The organism is Vreelandella venusta, from assembly GCF_015689495.1.
Taxonomy (GTDB): Bacteria; Pseudomonadota; Gammaproteobacteria; order Pseudomonadales; family Halomonadaceae; genus Vreelandella; species Vreelandella venusta.
On the sequence record NZ_CP065135.1, the window covers coordinates 70,680 to 91,879 of the forward strand.

15 protein-coding genes and 3 rRNA genes are annotated in these 21,200 nt (G+C 52.6%); 8 read left to right on the top strand and 10 right to left on the bottom strand.

The annotated features are described in order from the left end of the window. Positions 1 to 84: 84 nt before the first annotated feature. The 3 genes from IR195_RS00295 to prlC all read right to left on the bottom strand — a co-directional run bounded on the left by IR195_RS00295 (position 85) and on the right by prlC (position 3,866). Positions 85 to 1,065 (bottom strand): TAXI family TRAP transporter solute-binding subunit, encoded by a 981-nt coding sequence (locus IR195_RS00295; RefSeq protein ID WP_125744751.1) that lies wholly within the window; start codon positions 1,063 to 1,065, stop codon positions 85 to 87. 438 nt (positions 1,066 to 1,503) lie between these two features. Further along, complete coding sequence (locus IR195_RS00300; protein WP_125744753.1) at positions 1,504 to 1,755, bottom strand: YheV family putative zinc ribbon protein; 252 nt, start codon at positions 1,753 to 1,755, stop codon at positions 1,504 to 1,506. A 62-nt stretch (positions 1,756 to 1,817) separates the two neighbouring features. After that, positions 1,818 to 3,866 (bottom strand): oligopeptidase A, encoded by a 2,049-nt coding sequence (prlC, locus tag IR195_RS00305; RefSeq protein WP_206048489.1) that lies wholly within the window; start codon positions 3,864 to 3,866, stop codon positions 1,818 to 1,820. Between the two features lie 222 nt (positions 3,867 to 4,088). Between prlC and IR195_RS00310 the strand changes: the two genes are divergently transcribed. The 3 genes from IR195_RS00310 (at position 4,089) to IR195_RS00320 (ending at position 6,793) form a co-directional block, all read left to right on the top strand. Then, complete coding sequence (locus tag IR195_RS00310; RefSeq protein ID WP_125744757.1) at positions 4,089 to 5,429, top strand: sodium-dependent transporter; 1,341 nt, start codon at positions 4,089 to 4,091, stop codon at positions 5,427 to 5,429. A 43-nt stretch (positions 5,430 to 5,472) separates the two neighbouring features. Next, positions 5,473 to 6,009, top strand: coding sequence for a gamma carbonic anhydrase family protein (locus IR195_RS00315; RefSeq protein ID WP_038480096.1), 537 nt, complete (start codon positions 5,473 to 5,475; stop codon positions 6,007 to 6,009). Positions 6,010 to 6,121: 112 nt separating this feature from the next. Next, the gene (locus IR195_RS00320; protein ID WP_146945324.1) at positions 6,122 to 6,793 is read left to right on the top strand and encodes a metal-dependent hydrolase; all 672 of its coding nucleotides are present in this window, start codon (positions 6,122 to 6,124) and stop codon (positions 6,791 to 6,793) included. On the opposite strand, the gene IR195_RS00325 is transcribed toward IR195_RS00320, so the two are convergent. The 3 genes from IR195_RS00325 to IR195_RS00335 are packed head-to-tail and all read right to left on the bottom strand — an operon-like array spanning position 6,769 to position 10,833. Next, on the bottom strand, positions 6,769 to 8,151 hold the full coding sequence (locus tag IR195_RS00325) for a sigma-54-dependent transcriptional regulator (protein WP_146945325.1): 1,383 nt from the start codon (positions 8,149 to 8,151) through the stop codon (positions 6,769 to 6,771). The genes IR195_RS00320 and IR195_RS00325 overlap by 25 nt on opposite strands. Continuing rightward, complete coding sequence (locus IR195_RS00330) at positions 8,144 to 10,063, bottom strand: sensor histidine kinase (RefSeq protein WP_206048490.1); 1,920 nt, start codon at positions 10,061 to 10,063, stop codon at positions 8,144 to 8,146. Before IR195_RS00330 ends, IR195_RS00325 begins: the two co-directional genes overlap by 8 nt. Next, positions 10,060 to 10,833, bottom strand: a complete 774-nt coding sequence (locus IR195_RS00335) for a GntR family transcriptional regulator (protein WP_125744767.1) — start codon at positions 10,831 to 10,833, stop codon at positions 10,060 to 10,062. Before IR195_RS00335 ends, IR195_RS00330 begins: the two co-directional genes overlap by 4 nt. Before the next feature lie 307 nt (positions 10,834 to 11,140). On the opposite strand from IR195_RS00335, the gene lldD reads away from it, so the two are divergent. The 4 genes from lldD (at position 11,141) to rrf (ending at position 17,822) form a co-directional block, all read left to right on the top strand. After that, on the top strand, positions 11,141 to 12,295 hold the full coding sequence (lldD, locus tag IR195_RS00340) for an FMN-dependent L-lactate dehydrogenase LldD (RefSeq protein ID WP_206048491.1): 1,155 nt from the start codon (positions 11,141 to 11,143) through the stop codon (positions 12,293 to 12,295). Positions 12,296 to 12,865: 570 nt separating this feature from the next. After that, positions 12,866 to 14,400, top strand: a 16S ribosomal RNA gene (locus IR195_RS00345). A gap of 295 nt (positions 14,401 to 14,695) precedes the next feature. Then, positions 14,696 to 17,588, top strand: a 23S ribosomal RNA gene (locus IR195_RS00350). A 118-nt stretch (positions 17,589 to 17,706) separates the two neighbouring features. Further along, positions 17,707 to 17,822: ribosomal RNA gene (gene rrf / locus IR195_RS00355) — 5S ribosomal RNA — on the top strand. Together the 16S, 23S and 5S rRNA genes form the textbook arrangement of a ribosomal RNA operon. A gap of 344 nt (positions 17,823 to 18,166) precedes the next feature. On the opposite strand, the gene IR195_RS00360 is transcribed toward rrf, so the two are convergent. From IR195_RS00360 to flgA, 4 genes are all read right to left on the bottom strand, one after another. Next, positions 18,167 to 18,922 carry an SDR family NAD(P)-dependent oxidoreductase gene (locus IR195_RS00360; protein ID WP_206048492.1) on the bottom strand — a complete coding sequence of 252 codons (756 nt, stop codon included), beginning with the start codon at positions 18,920 to 18,922 and terminating at the stop codon, positions 18,167 to 18,169. A gap of 107 nt (positions 18,923 to 19,029) precedes the next feature. Then, the gene (locus IR195_RS00365) at positions 19,030 to 19,479 is read right to left on the bottom strand and encodes a flagella synthesis protein FlgN (RefSeq protein WP_125744773.1); all 450 of its coding nucleotides are present in this window, start codon (positions 19,477 to 19,479) and stop codon (positions 19,030 to 19,032) included. Positions 19,480 to 19,492: 13 nt separating this feature from the next. Continuing rightward, positions 19,493 to 19,756, bottom strand: a complete 264-nt coding sequence (gene flgM, locus IR195_RS00370; RefSeq protein WP_146943111.1) for a flagellar biosynthesis anti-sigma factor FlgM — start codon at positions 19,754 to 19,756, stop codon at positions 19,493 to 19,495. A gap of 88 nt (positions 19,757 to 19,844) precedes the next feature. Continuing rightward, a complete protein-coding gene (flgA, locus tag IR195_RS00375) occupies positions 19,845 to 20,561 on the bottom strand; it encodes a flagellar basal body P-ring formation chaperone FlgA (protein WP_206048493.1) in 717 nt (238 codons plus the stop codon). A gap of 194 nt (positions 20,562 to 20,755) precedes the next feature. On the opposite strand from flgA, the gene flgB reads away from it, so the two are divergent. After that, on the top strand, positions 20,756 to 21,187 hold the full coding sequence (gene flgB / locus IR195_RS00380) for a flagellar basal body rod protein FlgB (RefSeq protein ID WP_125744779.1): 432 nt from the start codon (positions 20,756 to 20,758) through the stop codon (positions 21,185 to 21,187). Positions 21,188 to 21,200: the final 13 nt, after the last annotated feature.

Genomic DNA, 21,200 nt, shown 5'->3' on the forward strand with positions numbered 1-21,200 from the left:
CACAGCAAAAGCAAAAAAGAGGCGGTAGCGAACGCTGCCCCGTCCGGCCAGCGGAAAACAGGGCAGCGTGAAGAGGGGCTTGGCTTAGTTGATCATGTCATCAGCAATGTCGTAGCCATTCTCTTCGTACCAGCGTGCGGCGCCCGGATGGAAGGGCAGCACATTGTTGTGGACGATGTTTTCTGGAATGGTGGTTTCAGCGCTGCGGTGTACTGAGCGCATACGCTCATTGTTTTCCATCGTGGCTTTGGTGACTTCATAGATAAAGTCTTCCGGCAGATCACAGCCCGCAATGGCGAAGTTCCACATAGAAACAGCGCGTGCGTCTTCTTCCAGTGTGGTGTAAGTGCTCGCTGGGATAGTGAATTCGGCAACCGGGAAGGCATCCAGAACGGTGGCCATCTCTTCTTCGGTAAACTCAATGATGTTTACATCGGTCTGCACTTCGAGCTGGCTAACGGCCGGAATCGGAATACCCGCTGCAAACGCGATCACATCCAGCAGGCCATCCTGCAGTTGACCGCCTAAGTCAGACCAGCCGCCATTACGACGATCAAACTCAACGCCCAGCGTTTCGAGGATAGCGGGGAAGTAAGTGTCTGATGTAGAAGCGGCTGGGCCGAAGCCGATGCGCGCGCCATCAGGAATATCTGAGATGGATTCAATGCCTGAGCTTGAAAGTGCGGCAATAGAGAAGGGTGTTTCATACATCGGGAACAGCGCGCATACGTTGTCCATTGCCAAGCCAGGCGCTAGTGGGCTTTCACCTTTAACCGCGTCTGATGCTGGGCCCATCGTCGTCAGGCCAAAGGCCATATCGCCGCTGTGTACGAGTGCTAGGTTTTGAGTCGGGCCGCCGGTGACTTCACCACCCCCTGAAACATCCAGCTCATCAGCAATAAAGTTAGCCCAGCCTGAGCCATAAACGAAGTAGGTGCCGCCCTGACTCGCGGTACCGACAGTAAAGTTATCGGGCCATTCTGAGCGGTCTGCTTGGGCAGTGCCTGCTGCTAGAAGGGCACTACTGGCAAGAAGGGCGACGGTTTTAGGCATCATATTGCGCATGGCGAGATTTCCTAAGCTGTTATTGGGATTATCGTCTGGCGTGCTGGCACGGCCAGTGGCTTGAACGTTAAGCAATTTATATACAGCGATAGTCATGCCAATAGGCGGGGTAATTATTAAAATCAGCTACTTAAAGTTTTCTTATTCAACTTTGGTTGAAACTAAAAAAGCGTTGAGTGTCTGGGGTTTCGCACACCAAAGGCTGGTGGGTGTGTGGTTTTCCGCACACTTTTGGAAGTGAGTAGTGAGTAGTGAGTAGTGAGTAGTGAGTAGTGAGGAGTGAGGAGTGAGTAGTGAGGAGTGAGGAGTGAGGAGTGAGTGGTGAGTGGTGAGTAGTGAGGAGTGAGGAGTGAGGAGTGAGGAGTGAGGAGCGAGGTAGCCTCCAGCGCGGTGGAGGCTTAAATTAAACGCGGTAGCATAACGGCTGGGGAAAGATGGTTAACGCTTAGGTTTACCGGGGTCGAGAATGCGTACTGGCTGTACATCCTGCGTTTTTTGCTCTTCGCGTACTTGGTTAACGCGAGTCGTTAGCTCTGGTGTCGCCTCATCTTCAATCGGCAACTGTTCGAAAAAATCGCAGTTAACGCATTCCCGGTAGCGAATGTTGTTTTGCTCCCAGGCGCGAATCCGATCCATGGCCGCGCAGCGTGGGCAGGTTACCCCAGCAATAAAGCGTTTCACGCTCGACATAACAGGCTCCAAGGGTGCGCTAACAAGGCTGATAGCGCACCCGGTGATAGTGAAAATAAATCTCAGGCTGCGCGAATACCGCTATGGCGTAATAAGGGCTCTACGCTTGGTTCGCGGCCTCGGAAAGCACGAAATAGCTCGGCGGCATCCCTCGCACCGCCGGGTTCCAAAATTTCCTGGCGGAAGCGTTGGCCCGTGTTAGGGTCAAAAATCCCTGCTTCTTCAAACGCGCTCCAAGCATCGGCAGAGAGCACTTCTGCCCACTTGTAGCTGTAATAGCCCGCCGCATAGCCGCCCGCAAAAATATGGCTAAAGCTGTTCTGGAAGCGGTTAAAGTCAACCGTCGGCACGACGGATGTGTGGCTACGGACGTCGTCCAGTAGTGTTTGAACGTCGCTGGCGCTAGGCGCTTCCAGCTCATGGTGTAGGCGCAAGTCGAATAATGAAAACTCTATTTGGCGCACCATCCCCATTGCAGACTGAAAGTTCTTGGCAGCCTGTAAACGTGCTAGCAGGTCAGCGGGCAGTGGTTCACCAGTATCGACGTGCTTGGCGATCAGGTCTAACCCTTCGCGTTCCCAGCAGTAGTTCTCCATGAATTGGCTAGGTAGTTCGACCGCATCCCAAGCAACACCGTTAATGCCAGAGATGTCGGCGATGTCCTGTTTGGTCAGCATGTGGTGCAAGCCGTGGCCGAACTCATGAAATAGCGTGGTGACTTCATCATGGGTTAGCAGAGCGGGCTTATCACCCACTGGGGCGGTGAAATTACAGGTTAGAAATGCCACTGGCAGCTGTAGGCCGTTTTCGGTTTGCCGACGTACTCGGCAATCGGCCATCCACGCGCCGCCACGCTTGTTTTCGCGAGCGTATAAATCCAAATAGAAGCCGGCGATCGGTTTACCGTGTTCGGTAATACGGAAGTATTGAACATCGTTGTGATAGCTGGGCGCATCAGGGCCTGCTTCTACGCAAACACCGTAAAGATGCTCGACTACCTGGAACAGCCCATCTATCACCTGTGGCGCAGGAAAGTAAGGACGAAGCTGCTCTTGTGAGATGGCGTGGCGGGCTTCGCGCAGCTTTTCGCTGGCATAGGCCACATCCCACGGCTCAAGCGTTTCAATCCCTAATGTTTCACGGGCATAGTCGCTGAGCTCCGCGACTTCTTCCTTGGCCTGGGGAACGGCGCGGCGAGCTAGATCATTCAAAAACTCAAGCACCTGTTCGGGGGAGTCGGCCATCTTAGTGGCGAGCGAGTAATCGGCGTAGGTCTTAAAGCCAAGCAGGTGGGCAAGCTCTTGACGGAGCGCCAAAATCTCTTCAAGAACGGGCGCGTTATCGAACTGACCTGTGTCTGGACCTTGATCTGAAGCACGCGTGACAAACGCGGTGTATACCTCGCGTCGTAATTCTCGGTTATCGGCATAGCTGATAATGGGGAAAAAGCTCGGAAAATCGAGAGTGATGCGGTACCCCTCGACGCCTTTTGCCTGGGCAGTGGCTTTTAGCGTATCAAGCGCGCTTTCCGGTACCCCGGCAAGTTCATCAAGGTGGCCAATATCTTTATGCCAAGCTTGGGTAGCATCGAGCACATTGTTTGAAAACTGATTGGATAGGCCGGAGAGGCGCGCTTGAATCTCGCCATAACGAGCCTTTTTGTCAGCAGGTAAATCGACGCCAGCTAAGCGGAAATCACGTAAAGCGTTTTCTACTGTGCGCTGCTGAGCAGGCGTTAGCGTTGCCCATTCATCACCCTGCTTAAGCGCTTGCCAGCCTGTAAAGAGACCTTCGTGTTGTCCCATCCAAGTGCTAAACGCCGAGAGCTTTTCCAAACATGCTTGATAGGCTTCCCGCAGCTCGGCTGTGTTCATCGTGCCGTTGAGATGCGAGATGGGCGACCACGCCTGGGTAAGCCGGTCATTAACAGCCTCTAGCGGCGCGGCAAAGTTATCCCAACGCGGTGGCGCTGTAGCGGCCTGTTGAGCGAGTCGCTCGATGACTTCTCGGCTTTCATTCAGCAATGTTTCTACCGCAGGCACGACGTGTTCGGCGCGAATGTCAGCGAAAGGGGGAAGCTCATGCGGCTCTAGCAACGGATTGCGGGACATAGGCACCTCGTAGCCATTAATTTTTTAACTCGCAACGTTTTTAATACGTTAGGGGCGTATAAAAACGCAATAATAATGACACAGTGCGGGCGGTGGGGCCGTGTTTCAATGTTTGGGCTTAATACGGTGGCTTGAACCAGGGTTTGGCCTGAGCGTAAGCGCCTGCTAGTCTTGCCGCTTTTTAGTGTCGCCAACTAGTGCCACCAATGGCAGGAGCAAGTGATGAGTGAAACGCTGGAGCGCTGGGGGTCAAAGCGAGCCTTTATCTTAGCGGTAACGGGAGCTGCAGTTGGGCTGGGTAATATTTGGCGTTTCCCGTACGTTGCAGGCGAGAACGGTGGCGCGGCATTTTTATTAATCTATGTAGCGTTTGTACTGCTGTTAGGTATCCCGGTAATGATGGCCGAGATTTTAATTGGTCGGGCAGGGCGCCGTGGGCCAATGCAAGCGCTAAGTAAGCTAGCCGTTGATGCAGGCGCTTCTCGACACTGGCGCTGGCTAGGGCTGTTTGGTGCATTCACTGTCTTCTGTATTTTATCGTTCTACTCGGTAGTGTCAGGTTGGTCGATTGAGTTTTTAGTCGCTTCCATCAACGGGGATTTCGATGGCGCAAGCGCAGCAGAAATAGGCGCGGGTTTCGAGGCGTTTCTGGCCAACCCTGGCCTGTTGATTTTTAACCACTCGTTGTTCCTATTTATGACCATGACGGTGGTGGCAGCAGGCGTTGCTAAAGGCCTAGAGAGGTTGAACAACCTATTAATGCCGCTGCTGTACGGTTTACTGTTGCTACTGGCTGGTTATGCCACAACCACTGACGGATTTGGCACAGCCCTTTCATGGCTGTTTTTACCGTCGTTTGGCGATGTAACGGCCTCAGTGGTGTTGCATGCTATGGGGCATGCATTTTTTACCCTGGCAGTAGGGGCCTGTGCGCTCATGGCTTATGGGGCTTATATGCCTGATGAGCAGAGCCTGCCAAAAGCTGCGTTTGCAGTTGCCATGCTCGATATCAGCGTTGCCTTGTTAGCAGGGATTGCGATCTTTTCGGTGGTATTTGCCCAAGGTATGGACCCTGCCGACGGTCCAGGGTTGATGTTTGTGACGCTGCCTATTGCTTTTTCTGAGCTGCCTTGGGGAGCGTTTTGGTTAAGTGTGTTCTTTTTATTGCTCTTATTGGCTACCTGGACCTCTGCGATTAACCTCGCTGAACCCATGGTGGCGACGTTGCAAGGGCTTGGGTGGCGGCGCAGTGTGTCAACGGCCGTCGTAGCGCTGAGTGTATGGTTGTTGGGGCTGCTTTCGGCGTTTTCGTTTTCTACTCTCGCCGACGTCAGGCCGTTGTTTGGACGCAATGTTTTTGAGCTAGTCAGTAGTATTCCGCCTGATATCTTCCTGCCTTTGGGTGGATTGTTAATTGCGGTCTTTGCTGCTTGGGTAATGCCCCGCGAGCAGGTTGTACAAGCATTGGGTGTTGGGGAGAGTGGCTATGTACTCTGGCGTAATATTGTACGCTGGGTGTCGATTCCGCTGACGTTTATTGTTTTGCTCGGCGGGTTGCTATAGTCCATGAATATTTGAATCCAATAGCGTTAAGCAGGAGTGTGCAATGAGCAATGCCCTACGACCCTTTCAAGGTATTTCGCCTCGCCTTGGCGAGCGGGTTTATATCGACCCCGCTAGCGTGGTGATTGGTGATGTAGAGCTGGGCGATGACTGTTCGGTGTGGCCGATGACGGTGATTCGGGGTGATATGCATCGGATCCGCATCGGCGCTCGTACTAGCGTGCAGGATGGCAGCGTGCTGCATATTACCCATGCCAGCGATTTCAATCCTGATGGCTTTCCACTGACGATTGGTGATGATGTCACCATTGGCCATAAAGCGATTTTGCATGGCTGTACGCTGGGTAGCCGAATTTTGGTGGGGATGGGGGCAATTGTGATGGATGGGGCGATTGTCGAAGATGAGGTGATTATTGCTGCTGGTGCGGTAGTAACCCCGGGGAAACGCCTGGAAAGTGGCCATGTATATGCTGGAAACCCGGCGAAAGCATTACGCCCGCTGAAAGATAAAGAGCGCGCTTTCTTTCCTTACACGGCAGGTAACTACGTTAAGTTAAAAGATCAGTTTCTTGCTCAGTAAGTTTCCTAATGTAGGTGCTAAGCAGTTGGCCTAACACTCTTTTTTCTTAAATAGTCATGTTGCGGCAGCCAAAAATCTGGTAATTTATCCAGTTTTCTAGGAATGCCGCGCTATGGCGAATTTTCGCACGCACATTACGGTAGCAGCAGCAGGCGGCGTGCTAATGGCTTATGTTGGCTGGCAGGCTGAGTGGTGGCCAGTGACTCAGGCGCTATTAATTATTGCCCTGGTAGCCTTTGGCGGTATTTTGCCTGACATAGATGCAGACCGATCTCGCTCTATTCGATTGATTTTTAATCTTTTATCGGTGCCTTCGCTGGTGATTGGTGTGTTGTTGTTGCAGCCCTGGTTAACACCCGGTTTGTTGCTGGTGGCGTGTGGCGGCATTTACGTTAGCGTACGTTATTTGGCGGCAGTGGTGTTTGCACGGCTAACGGTTCATCGGGGTATTTGGCACTCATTGATGGCGGCTGTGCTGTGCGCGCTGGTGACAGCAGCGTTTAGTTTTCATTTACTGGCACAGCCGGCTTGGCTGGCCTGGTGTCATAGTGCAGCGGTAATGCTGGGGTTTATCATTCATTTGAGCCTGGACGAGCTTTTCAGCGTGGACCTAGAGGGGGCGCGGTTAAAGCGCTCTTTTGGTACCGCGCTAAAGCTGGGCGATGGTCGTCGCCCACTTTCGAATGTTTTTATGCTGATTGCGCTATTTACCCTGGTTCCCTGGGTGCCGCCGTGGGACGTGTTGGTTGAGTTATTTCATCAAGGATCGCTGCTATGGCGATAATCGTCTGCGCTTAAGCTGTGTTTTTTGAGCTTGTCGTAGAAAGTTTTGCGGGGTATGCCCAGATGACGGCACACGTCGGTGACACGCCCATGATGGCGGGACAGTGATTGGCTAATCAGGCTCTTTTCAAATAGCTCTACTTGGCGCGGCAACGTTGGCTCTTCGGTGTCGGCGTTGGCCCCTTCCAGTAATGCATCCAAGCGATAGTCAAAGGCTGCTCCCAGTAATACATAACGCTCTGCGAGGTTACGTAGTTCGCGAACATTACCAGGCCAGTCGTGAGCCAGTAGTGCGGCTATCGAATGGCTGTCCAAGGTGGGGGCTTCTAAGCCGCTACGGTTGGCAGCGACCACGGCGAAATGCTGGAACAGCAGTGGAATGTCCTCACGCCGTTCGCGTAGCGCGGGCAGTGGCAGGGTAACCACGTTGAGTCGATAGTAGAGATCTTCGCGAAAGCTACCCTCTTCAGCAGCGACTTTGAGATCCACTTTGGTGGCGGCAATCACTCGTATATTGAGTGGTACTGTCTCGTTGGCGCCAAGGCGTTCGATGCTGCGCTCCTGCAATACGCGCAACAGCTTAACCTGAAGTGCCAATGGCATTGATTCGATCTCATCCAGGAACACGGTGCCACCATTGGCATGTTCAAACTTACCAATTCGCCGTTCTACAGCGCCGGTAAAGGCGCCTTTCTCATGGCCAAATAGTTCCGACTCTATGGTGTTTTCTGGCACTGCGCCGCAGTTGATCGCCATAAACGGGCTATTGCGCCGGGCGCTACGTTCATGAATGGCACGGGCGACAAGGTCCTTTCCGGTGCCGGTTTCGCCAAATAGCAGTACATCAGCCTCTACTTGACTAATGCGCTGAATCATTGCCGCCAGACGAGAAATCACCGGTGTGCGGCCCACAAGGCGTGGGCCAAGGGCCGCTTGCTGGACCTCAAGTTCGGCTTTTAAGCGTAAGTTTTCCAGGCTTAGCTGGCGCTTTTCGATCCCTCGTCTCACGACATCGAGTAGCTGATCCCCAGCAAAAGGCTTTTCCAGAAAATCCCAAGCACCTGCGCGCATCGCCTCGACCGCGGTTGAGATGTCACCGTGGCCAGTGATTAAGATAATCGGCAGTGTGGCATCACGGCTGTGTAATTCATGCAGTAGTGCCATACCGTCCATGCCAGGCATACGAATATCACTGACGATTACACCGGGAAAATTTGCTGGTAGTGCCTCAAGCGCTTGTTCTGCAGACTCAAAACAGTGAGGCGTGTAGCCTGCGAGTTCGAGTGTTTGGCTGGCGGTGATACGCAGATGTGGTTCGTCGTCGATCACCATGACCGGCAGCGTCGACGGCTCATGCATGGTTGTTATTCTCCTTGACTGAGTAGGGCGGCAGTACGTTAGGTGTTGTTGAGCAGGGTAGCGTAATGATGAAGCGCGCTCCGCCAGTGGGCTGATTTGCTACCAGCAGTTTGCCGCCCAGATCCTCCATAATACGTGAGGAAATCGAAAGTCCTAGCCCTAATCCGCTACCGGGTGCTTTGGTGGTGAAGAAGGGTTCAAAAATCTGACCCAAGTGGTTTTCCGAGACACCAGGGCCATTATCGGCAACGCTGATCATCACTTGCTGTTGTGCGATTTCGACACTTAGCGTCAGCATGGGCGACGCTACCTCTTTCATTGCCTGTAACGCGTTACTGATCAGGTTCACCAGTACTTGCTCTAAGCGGACTAAATCACCCTCAACCCAAAGCGTTTCCTCGGGCCATTGTTGGACCACCTTGATGTCATCATCGCGTAAGCGGCTGTGAAATAAACGCAAGGCGTACTCAATACAAGCTTGCACAGAGATTGTTTCCTGGCGCTCACTGCTTTTACGAGAAAACTGGCGCAACTGAGCGCTAATATCGGCCATGCGCTGGGTAAGCTCGACAATTTGCGCTAGGTTAGCGTCTGCTTTATCTACCTGCGCCAGTTCAATAAACCGTCGGCCATTTTCAGCGTAGGCGCGAATAGCCGCTAAGGGCTGATTTAGCTCGTGATTAATACCGGCAGCCAATTGGCCCAGTACCGCAAGCTTTGCCGCTTGGATCAGCTCATCTTGGGTTTGGCGTAAACTCGCTTCTGCGCGCCGTCGCTCCTCTATTTCATCAGAGAGCCGCTGATTACTGGCGACTAAATCACGTGTTCTTCGTTCTACGCTAACCTCTAGCTCATCGCGTACCCTGGCTAGGGTTTGCCGTTCGCGTTCTGCAAATGCTTCGCGCTCTCGGCGTAAACGCAAGCGTTGCCAACCAATGCCTCCGCCCAGGGCCACCACGCCATATAAGCCTCCCGCCATCAATGCCGCAATCCACTGGGCATTCACCACGGGGGTGAGTGGTTTTAAAATATGCATTTGCCAGCCAAACTCTGGAATGGGGCGCGTAAGGCTTAAATAGTGCCCACCGATTAGTGGGCCGCTAGTGAAGCTAACGAGATAGCTATCTGACCCGTAAGGGGCTTCAAGCTCAATGCCGGAAGGCGTTAAAGGTTCCATCGCATAGCGCCGGGTTGCCCGGAGGGTGTCACGTTGGTCGTCAGTGAGAGGATGGAGGGCATTCATGCGTAGCTCAGGGTGGCTGGCCATGAAGATAATATTGTCGCTATCGGTGACAAACAGCTCAGCATCCTGTTCCGCCCAGCCCTCTTCAACATCGTCGAGCAGCACTTTAACGACGATAACGCCGTCGGGCTTTGCATCGGGCGAGGTGTCGTCAAGCCACACCGGCGCAGAAAAGTAGTAACCACGCTCAAGCGACTGTACGCCTAAACCAAAGAAACGCCCCTGCCCCCCAGTAATAGCGTCGGTGTAATAGCTGCGAAACGCGTAGTTTTGACCAATAAATGTATTGGGGCGGTGCCAGTTGCTGGCAGCGATGGTATCGGCGTCACGGTTAAGCAAATAGACATCAGAGACCCCAGAAGTAAAGCGAAAACGATCAAGCAGTAAGTTGAGCGGCATGGGGTCTTGGCTGTCAGGGGAGTCTAAAAAACGTTGTACGCCTTCCCTGGTCGCCAGCATTTGTGGCAAATAATCATAACGCAGCAGGTAACCGTTTAAGTTGGCGGCAGAAAGTCGTAGCTCGTTTTCGGCATCGTCTTGTAAGTTTGATAGCGCTTGCTCGCGGGCGAGTTGAGCGGCTTGCCACATGCATAGTATTAGTCCTAGCGGAATCGCGATCAGCCAGATTAGCCGCCAGCGATAGGCTGAAAGGCGAGATAAGCGACTCATGCGGGTGTGCTACTGGTACCTTGGGCACGACGCAATGCTCGCTGGGCGCGGGTTTCCGCTCTGGCCATCTCGAGAAGACCTTCCTCAACGTACACTAGGTGTTCGTGCGCTCGGCTGCGAGCATCTTCAGCACGGCCTTCTAAAATCGCATCTAACAGGGCGCGGTGTTGCTTCATTAACTGCGAGCGCGAGTCGGGCTTTGCAAAAAGATGGGCGAGGTTATCAACGATACTCTGCTCTAATAGATGAAAAATTCCTCGAATAGTATGTAGTAACAGTACGTTATGAGCAGCTTCTGCAATAGCGAGGTGGAAGGCAGCATCTAGCTTTGCCTCCTGGGCGGGGTTGGCACCCACAAATCCACCGTCAAGTTCTTCAAAGCGCTGGATTAATACCGCTTTGTCCGCCGGTGTGGAGCGTAACGCGGCGTAATAAGCCGAAATGCCTTCCATCGCATCGCGAAATTCAAGCAAATCCAAATGAAACTCTTTGTGTCGGGAAAGCATTTCCAATAAAGGATCGGTATAGCCGCTGTTTAGCGTTTCATTCACGAAGGTACCACCCCCTTGGCGGCTATTAAGCAGGCCCCGTGCGGCAAGCTTTTGAATAGCCTCACGAAGAGAAGGGCGCGACACGCCAAACTGTTCAGCAAGCTCTCTTTCCGGGGGCAAGCGCTGGCCAGGCTTGAGGCTACCTTCAAGAATCATGGCCTCAAGGCGCTCGGTAATCACATCAGCCAAGCGCTGCTGACGGAGCGGTGGATAAGTCATTAGCGCAGATCCTCATAATTGGTAAGACCAATGATAGGGGCTTTAATGGTTTGCCTCAATAGCAAAAGCTTAGCAAATGGTTGGCTGTTCACACTGTTTATTTGGTTTTTAACTAAAGTATATGGCTAAAACACGTCATAGTGCGCGATGCGTGTTTGACACGCTCTCTGTGCCTCATTACTGTTGATACTCATTGTTTGTAAATTGGTAAAACCAATTTTTCTGGGGCGCTTAATACTGACGCTTCGATGACCGTTTATAGATAGTACTTATAAGTAGTGCATCTATTTATTGCATAGGGCCTGCCATGATCATTTCATCACCGACGGACTACCGCCAAGCTGCCAAGCGTCGCATCCCCCCGTTTCTGTTTCACTATGCTGATGGCGGGGCATACGCAGAGCATACGTTGCGGCGCAATGTTGAAGACTTGGCGGGTGTCGCGTTGCGGCAGCGTGTGTTGAAAGATATGTCGTCGCTATCGCTAGAAACTGAGCTGTTCGGTGAAAAGATGGCAATGCCTCTTGCCTTGGCGCCGGTGGGGTTGGCAGGCATGTACGCTAGGCGCGGCGAAGTTCAGGCGGCACGCGCAGCGACCAAGAAGGGCATACCGTTTACGTTATCGACGGTATCCGTATGCTCTATTGCTGAAGTGGCAGCAGTAGTTGAGCGACCCATCTGGTTTCAGCTTTATGTATTGAAGGATAGGGGGTTTATGAAGCACGTGCTTGAGCGTGCTAAGGCGGCAGGGGTTAAAACATTAGTCTTCACCGTTGATATGCCTGTACCTGGAGCGCGTTATCGCGATGCCCATTCAGGCATGAGCGGTAAAAGCGGACCTATGAGGCGTATGCTTCAAGCTGCGTTGCACCCCCTTTGGGCTTGGGATGTCGGTGTGCATGGTCGCCCGCATGATCTAGGTAACGTGTCTGATTATCGTGGTCAGCCGACGGAGCTTGAGGATTATATTGCTTGGCTTGGCGATAACTTTGATCCCTCTATTTCCTGGAAAGATTTGGATTGGATTCGTGAGCAGTGGGACGGCCCAATGGTTATTAAGGGCATACTGGATGCTGAAGACGCCCGTGATGCAGTCCGCTTTGGGGCTGACGGTATTGTAGTTTCAAATCACGGTGGCCGTCAGTTGGATGGCGTGCCTTCTAGCGCACGTGCCCTGCCCGCTATTGCCGATGCAGTTAAGGGTGACCTGGCCATCCTGGCGGATTCTGGTGTGCGTAATGGGTTGGATGTAGTGAGGATGATTGCCATGGGCGCAGATACGGCATTGATTGGTCGCGCCTTTATCTATGCGCTTGCAGCAGCAGGTGAAGCGGGAGTTGCTAACCTGCTTGAGCTTTTTGAAAAAGAGATGAAAGTGGCGATGACGCTCACTGGGGCGCGAACCATTGCCGATCTCAGCACCGAATCATTAGTGCCTGACGCAATTCCTACGCTTGCTTAAATAGAGAGGGTGGTGCTGCGGTATATGGGGTAATAGACGAATGTTGGCGTTTTTTTTCAAAAGTCCTTGCCAAGACGGCAGCGAATCCGTAAAGTACGCATCCGCTGCCGGGGACGCACAGCGTTACCAGCGGTGATTGAAGGTGAAAACCTTCGGTTTGTCAGAGAGTTAGAAGAACTCAGTAGTAATATGCTTCGATGTCTTCCAGCGCTTTTTGAAACGAGCCACGCCAGAAAGCATTGTTATCTTGCTTTCTTCGCTCACTCGCTTCACTCACTTAAAACAGTGATTGACAAACACTAGGAAATGCGTAGAATACGCCTTCCTCGCTGAGGCGAGCCAGTTCATCGGTTAGCCAGTGACTTCTTCGGAAGTTCAGCAGCGAAAACAGCTCTTTAACAATTTGATCAGGTAATTCATGTGGGCGCTTGCCGATGAGGGTGATAAATCACCAAATATCAAGGCAAGCGGTCATGAGAACGAAAGTTTGAATGAATTCGTTTGAACCTTGAGCCAAGTTTGATGCGCTTTTGTTGTCTTCGGGTAACGAGTAAGCATCACAATGATTTTAAACTGAAGAGTTTGATCATGGCTCAGATTGAACGCTGGCGGCAGGCCTAACACATGCAAGTCGAGCGGTAACAGGGGTAGCTTGCTACCCGCTGACGAGCGGCGGACGGGTGAGTAATGCGTAGGAATCTGCCCGATAGTGGGGGATAACCTGGGGAAACCCAGGCTAATACCGCATACGTCCTACGGGAGAAAGGGGGCTCCGGCTCCCGCTATTGGATGAGCCTATGTCGGATTAGCTAGTTGGTGAGGTAAAGGCTCACCAAGGCGACGATCCGTAGCTGGTCTGAGAGGATGATCAGCCACATCGGGACTGAGACACGGCCCGAACTCCTACGGGAGGCAGCAGTGGGGAATATTGGACAATGGGCGAAAGCCTGATCCAGCCATGCCGCGTGTGTGAAGAAGGCCCTCGGGTTGTAAAGCACTTTCAGCGAGGAAGAACGCCTAGTGGTTAATACCCATTAGGAAAGACATCACTCGCAGAAGAAGCACCGGCTAACTCCGTGCCAGCAGCCGCGGTAATACGGAGGGTGCAAGCGTTAATCGGAATTACTGGGCGTAAAGCGCGCGTAGGTGGCTTGATAAGCCGGTTGTGAAAGCCCCGGGCTCAACCTGGGAACGGCATCCGGAACTGTCAAGCTAGAGTGCAGGAGAGGAAGGTAGAATTCCCGGTGTAGCGGTGAAATGCGTAGAGATCGGGAGGAATACCAGTGGCGAAGGCGGCCTTCTGGACTGACACTGACACTGAGGTGCGAAAGCGTGGGTAGCAAACAGGATTAGATACCCTGGTAGTCCACGCCGTAAACGATGTCGACCAGCCGTTGGGTGCCTAGCGCACTTTGTGGCGAAGTTAACGCGATAAGTCGACCGCCTGGGGAGTACGGCCGCAAGGTTAAAACTCAAATGAATTGACGGGGGCCCGCACAAGCGGTGGAGCATGTGGTTTAATTCGATGCAACGCGAAGAACCTTACCTACTCTTGACATCCTGCGAACTTGTGAGAGATCACTTGGTGCCTTCGGGAACGCAGAGACAGGTGCTGCATGGCTGTCGTCAGCTCGTGTTGTGAAATGTTGGGTTAAGTCCCGTAACGAGCGCAACCCTTGTCCTTATTTGCCAGCGCGTAATGGCGGGAACTCTAAGGAGACTGCCGGTGACAAACCGGAGGAAGGTGGGGACGACGTCAAGTCATCATGGCCCTTACGAGTAGGGCTACACACGTGCTACAATGGCCGGTACAAAGGGTTGCGAGCTCGCGAGAGTCAGCTAATCCCGAAAAGCCGGTCTCAGTCCGGATCGGAGTCTGCAACTCGACTCCGTGAAGTCGGAATCGCTAGTAATCGTGAATCAGAATGTCACGGTGAATACGTTCCCGGGCCTTGTACACACCGCCCGTCACACCATGGGAGTGGACTGCACCAGAAGTGGTTAGCTTAACCTTCGGGAAAGCGATCACCACGGTGTGGTTCATGACTGGGGTGAAGTCGTAACAAGGTAGCCGTAGGGGAACCTGCGGCTGGATCACCTCCTTAAACGATGCATCATCCCTCGCGGTAAGCGCTCACAATGAATTACCTGATCAGAATGCTGTTGATACGCAGTGATAAGCGTTTTCTTTATGTTGAAAGAAGAAAAAAAGGTCTTTCTTTTTCTTTTAATGTGAAAAAAGCACTCGCTTATCACTGCGCATAGCAGTCGCTCTTTAACAATGTATATCATGCTGACATAAACGTTTTAAAACGTTTATACGTAATTGTTTTGTGATACGTCTCAAGCGTATCCGGCAATCGTTATCATTGCGAGACACCAGACTCCTTCGGGTTATAGGGTCAAGCAATGAAGCGCACACGGTGGATGCCTAGGCAGCCAGAGGCGATGAAAGACGTGGAAGCCTGCGATAAGGCTCGGCGAGGTGGCAAACAACCTGTGACCCGGGCATCTCTGAATGGGGAAACCCACTCATCATAAGATGAGTATCTTGCGCTGAATATATAGGCGTAAGAGGCGAACCAGGGGAACTGAAACATCTAAGTACCCTGAGGAAAAGAAATCAACCGAGATTCCCCTAGTAGCGGCGAGCGAACGGGGACCAGCCCTTAAGCATGTGACTGATTAGACGAATGCGCTGGGAAGCGCGGCCGTAGTGGGTGATAGCCCCGTAGTCGAAAATCTGATCATGTGAAATCGAGTAGGTCGGGGCACGAGAAACCTTGACTGAAGACGGGGGGACCATCCTCCAAGGCTAAATACTCCTGGCTGACCGATAGTGAACCAGTACCGTGAGGGAAAGGCGAAAAGAACCCCGGAGAGGGGAGTGAAATAGACCCTGAAACCGTGTGCGTACAAGCAGTAGGAGCAGACTTGTTCTGTGACTGCGTACCTTTTGTATAATGGGTCAGCGACTTATATTCAGTGGCGAGGTTAACCGTTTAGGGGAGCCGTAGGGAAACCGAGTCTTAACTGGGCGACACAGTCGCTGGATATAGACCCGAAACCGAGCGATCTATCCATGAGCAGGGTGAAGGTTGAGTAACATCAACTGGAGGCCCGAACCAGGATCTGTTGAAAAAGATTTGGATGACTTGTGGATCGGAGTGAAAGGCTAATCAAGCTCGGAGATAGCTGGTTCTCCTCGAAAGCTATTTAGGTAGCGCCTCACGTATCACCGCCGGGGGTAGAGCACTGTTTCGGCTAGGGGGTCATCCCGACTTACCAACCCGAGGCAAACTCCGAATACCGGTGAGTGCAAGCGTGGGAGACACACGGCGGGTGCTAACGTCCGTCGTGAAAAGGGAAACAACCCAGACCGTCAGCTAAGGTCCCGAAATCCTGGTTAAGTGGGAAACGATGTGGGAAGGCTCAGACAGCTAGGAGGTTGGCTTAGAAGCAGCCATCCTTTAAAGAAAGCGTAATAGCTCACTAGTCGAGTCGGCCTGCGCGGAAGATGTAACGGGGCTAAACCAGGTACCGAAGCTACGGGTTCACACTATGTGTGAGCGGTAGAGGAGCGTCGTGTAAGCCGATGAAGGTGAATTGAGAAGTTCGCTGGAGGTATCACGAGTGCGAATGCTGACATGAGTAACGATAAGGGGAGTGAAAAACTCCCCCGCCGGAAGACCAAGGGTTTCTGTTCGACGCTAATCGGAGCAGAGTGAGTCGGCCCCTAAGGCGAGGCCGAAAGGCGTAGTCGATGGGAAACGGGTCAATATTCCCGTACCGGACATGATTGCGATGGGGGGACGGAGAAGGCTAGGTGAGCCAGGCGTTGGTTGTCCTGGTGAAAGTGAGTAGGCTTGGGTCTTAGGTAAATCCGGGACCCTTCAAGGCCGAGACACGAAACGAACTGACTACGGTCAGGAAGTCATTGATGCCACGCTTCCAGGAAAAGCCTCTAAGCTTCAGATCATGTGCGACCGTACCCCAAACCGACACAGGTGGTCAGGGTGAGAATCCCAAGGCGCTTGAGAGAACTCGGGTGAAGGAACTAGGCAAAATGGTGCCGTAACTTCGGGAGAAGGCACGCCGGCGTAGGGTGATGAGACTTGCTCTCTAAGCCCGAACCGGTCGAAGATACCAGGTGGCTGCAACTGTTTAGTAAAAACACAGCACTCTGCTAACGCGCAAGCGGACGTATAGGGTGTGACGCCTGCCCGGTGCCGGAAGGTTAAATGATGGTGTTAGGATTCGTCCGAAGCTCTTGATTGAAGCCCCGGTAAACGGCGGCCGTAACTATAACGGTCCTAAGGTAGCGAAATTCCTTGTCGGGTAAGTTCCGACCTGCACGAATGGCGTAATGATGGCCACGCTGTCTCCACCCGAGACTCAGTGAAATTGAAATCGCCGTGAAGATGCGGTGTACCCGCGGCTAGACGGAAAGACCCCGTGAACCTTTACTATAGCTTCACACTGGACGCTGATGTTGCCTGTGTAGGATAGCTGGGAGGCTTTGAATCTCGGACGCCAGTTCGAGGGGAGCCAACCTTGAAATACCAGCCTGGCATCATTGGCGTTCTCACTCAGGTCCGTTATCCGGATCGAGGACAGTGTGTGGTGGGTAGTTTGACTGGGGCGGTCTCCTCCCAAAGAGTAACGGAGGAGCACGAAGGTACCCTCAGCACGGTCGGACATCGTGCAATGAGTGCAAGAGCATAAGGGTGCTTGACTGCGAGACAGACACGTCGAGCAGGTGCGAAAGCAGGTTCTAGTGATCCGGTGGTTCTGTATGGAAGGGCCATCGCTCAACGGATAAAAGGTACTCCGGGGATAACAGGCTGATACCGCCCAAGAGTTCACATCGACGGCGGTGTTTGGCACCTCGATGTCGGCTCATCACATCCTGGGGCTGAAGTCGGTCCCAAGGGTATGGCTGTTCGCCATTTAAAGTGGTACGCGAGCTGGGTTTAGAACGTCGTGAGACAGTTCGGTCCCTATCTGCCGTGGGCGTTGGATGTTTGAGAAGGGCTGCTCCTAGTACGAGAGGACCGGAGTGGACGCACCTCTGGTGTTCCGGTTGTCACGCCAGTGGCATTGCCGGGTAGCTATGTGCGGACGGGATAACCGCTGAAAGCATCTAAGCGGGAAGCCCCCTTCAAGATGAGACATCCCTGAGGCCTAGAGCCTCCTGAAGGGCCCAGCGAGACCAGCTGGTTGATAGGCACGGTGTGGAAGCGCTGCAAGGCGTTGAGCTAACGTGTACTAATGGCCCGTGAGGCTTGACCCTATAACACCCAAGGGGTCTGGTCGCAGTGATAACGAAAACCGGATACGCGCTTCCTGCCGATGACAGGAAACGAGAGACGCCACAAAACACATCAGCATGATATGCATTACAAGTTACGCCTGACGACCATAGCACGCGTGAACCACCTGATCCCATGCCGAACTCAGAAGTGAAACCGCTTAGCGCCGATGGTAGTGTGGGGTCTCCCCATGCGAGAGTAGGTCATCGTCAGGCACTTATTGAACAAAGAACCCAGCCAACCGGCTGGGTTTTTTGTTTGCGCGGAAGAAAAAAGCACTCCCTAGCCCCTGTCACAAAGCGGCCACACCGCACGTCATCCCCGAGCCACCACACCGTCATTCCCGAGTGGGGTGATCGGGAATCCACCTTGTCCTGCAACAGCCCGAAACCCCAGCCCAACATGGATTCCTGCTAAGGGCCTGCGGGAATTACAAGGGGCAGGGCCTAAGAGAATAAATAACAAGGGCGGCTCGCAGGGCTAGGAGGGTGTATCGTTAGCCACTTATTCATAAAAATCTCCCAGGGCTGGTGCCCTGGGGGATTTTTTTGTCTGATACTTACCATTCGATAGGCTTGCCAGCCCAATCCCAGAAGCTGCCAGTATCTTCGGGGGTGCGTTTAGATATTACTTTTAATAGCTGTTCAGCGACAAAATCTGCCGTAAATAGCTTTTCGCTGGGAACACGGGCTTGGAAAGGTTTCGAAAGCGATGTATCTGTAGTGCCCGGGTGTAGGCACAGCACAATAGACTGTTTGTTAAGTCGCGTTAGTTCGATGGAGAGTGTCTTCATCAGCATGTTGTGCGCTGCTTTACTAGCCCGATAGCTGTACCAGCCCCCATGCCGATTGTCGCCAATGGATCCCACGCGTGCCGACAAACTGGCGACGATGGCCGGATGTTTGCCTTGCAACAATGGCTTCAGTGCGGCAATCAGTAGGGCGGGCGTAGTGGCATTAACATGCATAACATGGGCGAATGATGCTTCATCTAACTGCTCTAAGCGTTTCTCGGGCTGTACATCACGTGAGTCATCATGCAGCGTGCCAATAGCATTAAATAGTAGGTGTATGGGACGTCCGTTTAGCTGTTGGCGAAGAGCTTCACGCCCTAATTGTGTCGTGATATCGGCGTTTACCATCTCAACGGATGCGTCCTGAAAAGATGGATCTTGAGAGACAAGGGGTGAGCGGCTTACGGCAATGACACTCCCCACATGAGTGTCGGTAAGCAGCTGCTTAATAGTAGCGTTACCTATGCCGCCATTGGCACCGGTGACGACAGCGGTAAAGCTGTCTGGAAGATGGGCAAGCATCCGTTAGGCTCCAATTATGAACATTAATATTCACATTAAAGCTGCTTGTACAGTTTTTGTCTATGTTTGTATAGAAGTGCTGGTCAAGAAGGACTGGTCAAGAATTGCTAGGCAGACGCGTTAAAGCGACCGGGTTGGGCATTATTGCGCCCATTTGGCTTGTAGAGAGTTTTTTCAGCAATTTGGCGGATGTAATCCAGCATTTCCTGATTGTGCTTCACTCTAAGCGATAGCATTTGCCCGGTTAATTCGTTCATGCGTGATACACGCTCGCTTTTTTCGAGCAAGCTTTCCCAGGTGGTCAAGCAGTCCGCATCGTTAGCAGCTTGTTTGGCGCCAAGCGCACCGTCTGCATAGCCAAGCTTTGCCTGAACGTTTCGGCGCAATTGTTCGATGCGTTCCAGCTCAACTAACAGCGCCTGTTTTTGCAGGGCTATAGCGGAGAGCGCATCTCCGTCAATGCTGCCTTTAGTCAGCTGTGTTTGTTCATCTGAGAGCAGCTGTGCTAATTCATCAAGGCGTTGTAACTGATCTGAGAGCAGTCGTGAGAGACCCATAATCGTTCGCTTATCAATCTTTTAAGTTAGCAATTAAGCCGTCAGCAATGCGATCCGCGCGAATTTCTAGCTTTCCTTCACGAATAGCTTCACGAATTTCCTCAACTTTTGCCATATCGATATCGTGTGAGCTATCTGTATGCGTTTGGCTAAGTTGCGTTGCTGATCGTGTTGCGTTGTCTGCTTCGGCTGGCTTATTGCCAGCTATTTTCTGTGCTTCATCACGCTGCTGCGCCTGGTTAGAACGTAGCAGCGGATTAATATTATCGATTTTCACGTTGTTTGCCTCATCGTCAACGTTGGGGCGTCATGCGCTGTATTACTTATTACTATCGGCCTGGGTAGTATGGACTTTAGCCATTAGATTAAAAATCTATTACCAAGGTTCCTTGGCCAATAATGCGTGCGGTGACTAATTCTCGCGTATCGAAGCGCACACGAATACGCTCGCCTTGTGCACCATCAGACAAGGCCTCACCTTCGCGTGATACTCGGAAACCAGCGCCCTCTGCTATGACAGTGACGCGTTGCCCTCGTTTCACCACTTGAGGCGCTTGCAGGTAATGGGACTGGAAAGTACCGCCGCTTCGAATAGGCCGCTGCGCGACCATACCGATAATATCGTCTTGGTCGATAAGTGCTTGGGCGGCTAGATCCCCAAGATTGCCTTCGCGTGATGTCAGCATATCGCTCGTGATGAGCGTGCCCCTATCAATATCCTGCCCAGCCACGGCGTAACTACCAATGATATCAATTTGCGCCTGGATATACCGCACTTGACGACGATTTTCGCCACAGCGTACGCCGACCGAAACGCGCCCGATAGGGGATTGGTTAGCATTCGGAAAAAAGGGTTCGGGGGCAATGCACTCAGGTAAATGTGCAGAAGGCGGTGAGATATCAATCATCACTTCCTGGCCAAGCGATTGAGATTCTTGATAGAGGAACTGTTGAACGGTATCCATCAACTGTTGGCTATTGGCATGCGCGTGAAATGAAAGGCCAAGGCTGAGCAGTGATAGACAAGCTAGTTGCTTAAGGGTCGCCAGATAGTATCGCGTTGGGCGCAGTGGGTGTGGCATGGGAGAGTCGCTCAATCGAAGGGAGGCAGATGATAATCATCAACCGTGCAGTGTAGTGCAAAAGTACCCTGTGCATCATATGAAATGCTGGTGTAAACGGCAGCTGTTCCATGCTTTAGGCTGACGATGCGAAGCCTATTATTCATCATCAATAATATCCGTTTTAATTTGCTTCTCAGCGAACGAGGGTTGGCATGATTGACCAGCTTGAATCTGCCTTTAACTATCACCAGCAGGCACTGGGCTTACGCCAAGCGCGTCACGACGTGCTAGCAGCCAATATTGCCAATGCCGATACGCCTAACTATAAAGCGCGCGATCTCGACTTTGCCAGTGAACTTAAGAAAGCGGTTGCGGGCAGTCAGTCACAGCAGCAGCAAAATGGCGCGCTGCCGCTGGCTCGAACGTCAGAGCGTCATCTGCAAGGTGAAGGCCCAGCATGGCGGGGTGTGGGCGGTGCAGAGCTGCTTTATCGCATTCCCGATCAGCCCAGCTTGGATGGCAACACGGTCGATATGGATCGTGAGCGGACACAGTTTGCAGACAATGCTGTGCGTTACCAAGCCGCACTAACCATTATGAATCGCCGCATTCAGGGCCTGAAAAACGCGATGCAGCCGGAATAACCGAGCGGTAGGA

Coding starts and splice junctions, on each gene's coding strand:
- IR195_RS00310 (WP_125744757.1), top strand. CDS start 4,089: ATGAGTGAAACGCTGGAGCGCTGGGGGTCAAAGCGAGCCTTTATCTTA.
- flgA (WP_206048493.1), bottom strand. CDS start 20,561: ATGCCACACCCACTGCGCCCAACGCGATACTATCTGGCGACCCTTAAG.
- IR195_RS00295 (WP_125744751.1), bottom strand. CDS start 1,065: ATGCGCAATATGATGCCTAAAACCGTCGCCCTTCTTGCCAGTAGTGCC.
- IR195_RS00335 (WP_125744767.1), bottom strand. CDS start 10,833: ATGACTTATCCACCGCTCCGTCAGCAGCGCTTGGCTGATGTGATTACC.
- IR195_RS00315 (WP_038480096.1), top strand. CDS start 5,473: ATGAGCAATGCCCTACGACCCTTTCAAGGTATTTCGCCTCGCCTTGGC.
- IR195_RS00365 (WP_125744773.1), bottom strand. CDS start 19,479: ATGGGTCTCTCACGACTGCTCTCAGATCAGTTACAACGCCTTGATGAA.
- IR195_RS00330 (WP_206048490.1), bottom strand. CDS start 10,063: ATGAGTCGCTTATCTCGCCTTTCAGCCTATCGCTGGCGGCTAATCTGG.
- prlC (WP_206048489.1), bottom strand. CDS start 3,866: ATGTCCCGCAATCCGTTGCTAGAGCCGCATGAGCTTCCCCCTTTCGCT.
- IR195_RS00325 (WP_146945325.1), bottom strand. CDS start 8,151: ATGCATGAGCCGTCGACGCTGCCGGTCATGGTGATCGACGACGAACCA.
- flgB (WP_125744779.1), top strand. CDS start 20,756: ATGATTGACCAGCTTGAATCTGCCTTTAACTATCACCAGCAGGCACTG.
- lldD (WP_206048491.1), top strand. CDS start 11,141: ATGATCATTTCATCACCGACGGACTACCGCCAAGCTGCCAAGCGTCGC.
- IR195_RS00360 (WP_206048492.1), bottom strand. CDS start 18,922: ATGCTTGCCCATCTTCCAGACAGCTTTACCGCTGTCGTCACCGGTGCC.
- IR195_RS00300 (WP_125744753.1), bottom strand. CDS start 1,755: ATGTCGAGCGTGAAACGCTTTATTGCTGGGGTAACCTGCCCACGCTGC.
- IR195_RS00320 (WP_146945324.1), top strand. CDS start 6,122: ATGGCGAATTTTCGCACGCACATTACGGTAGCAGCAGCAGGCGGCGTG.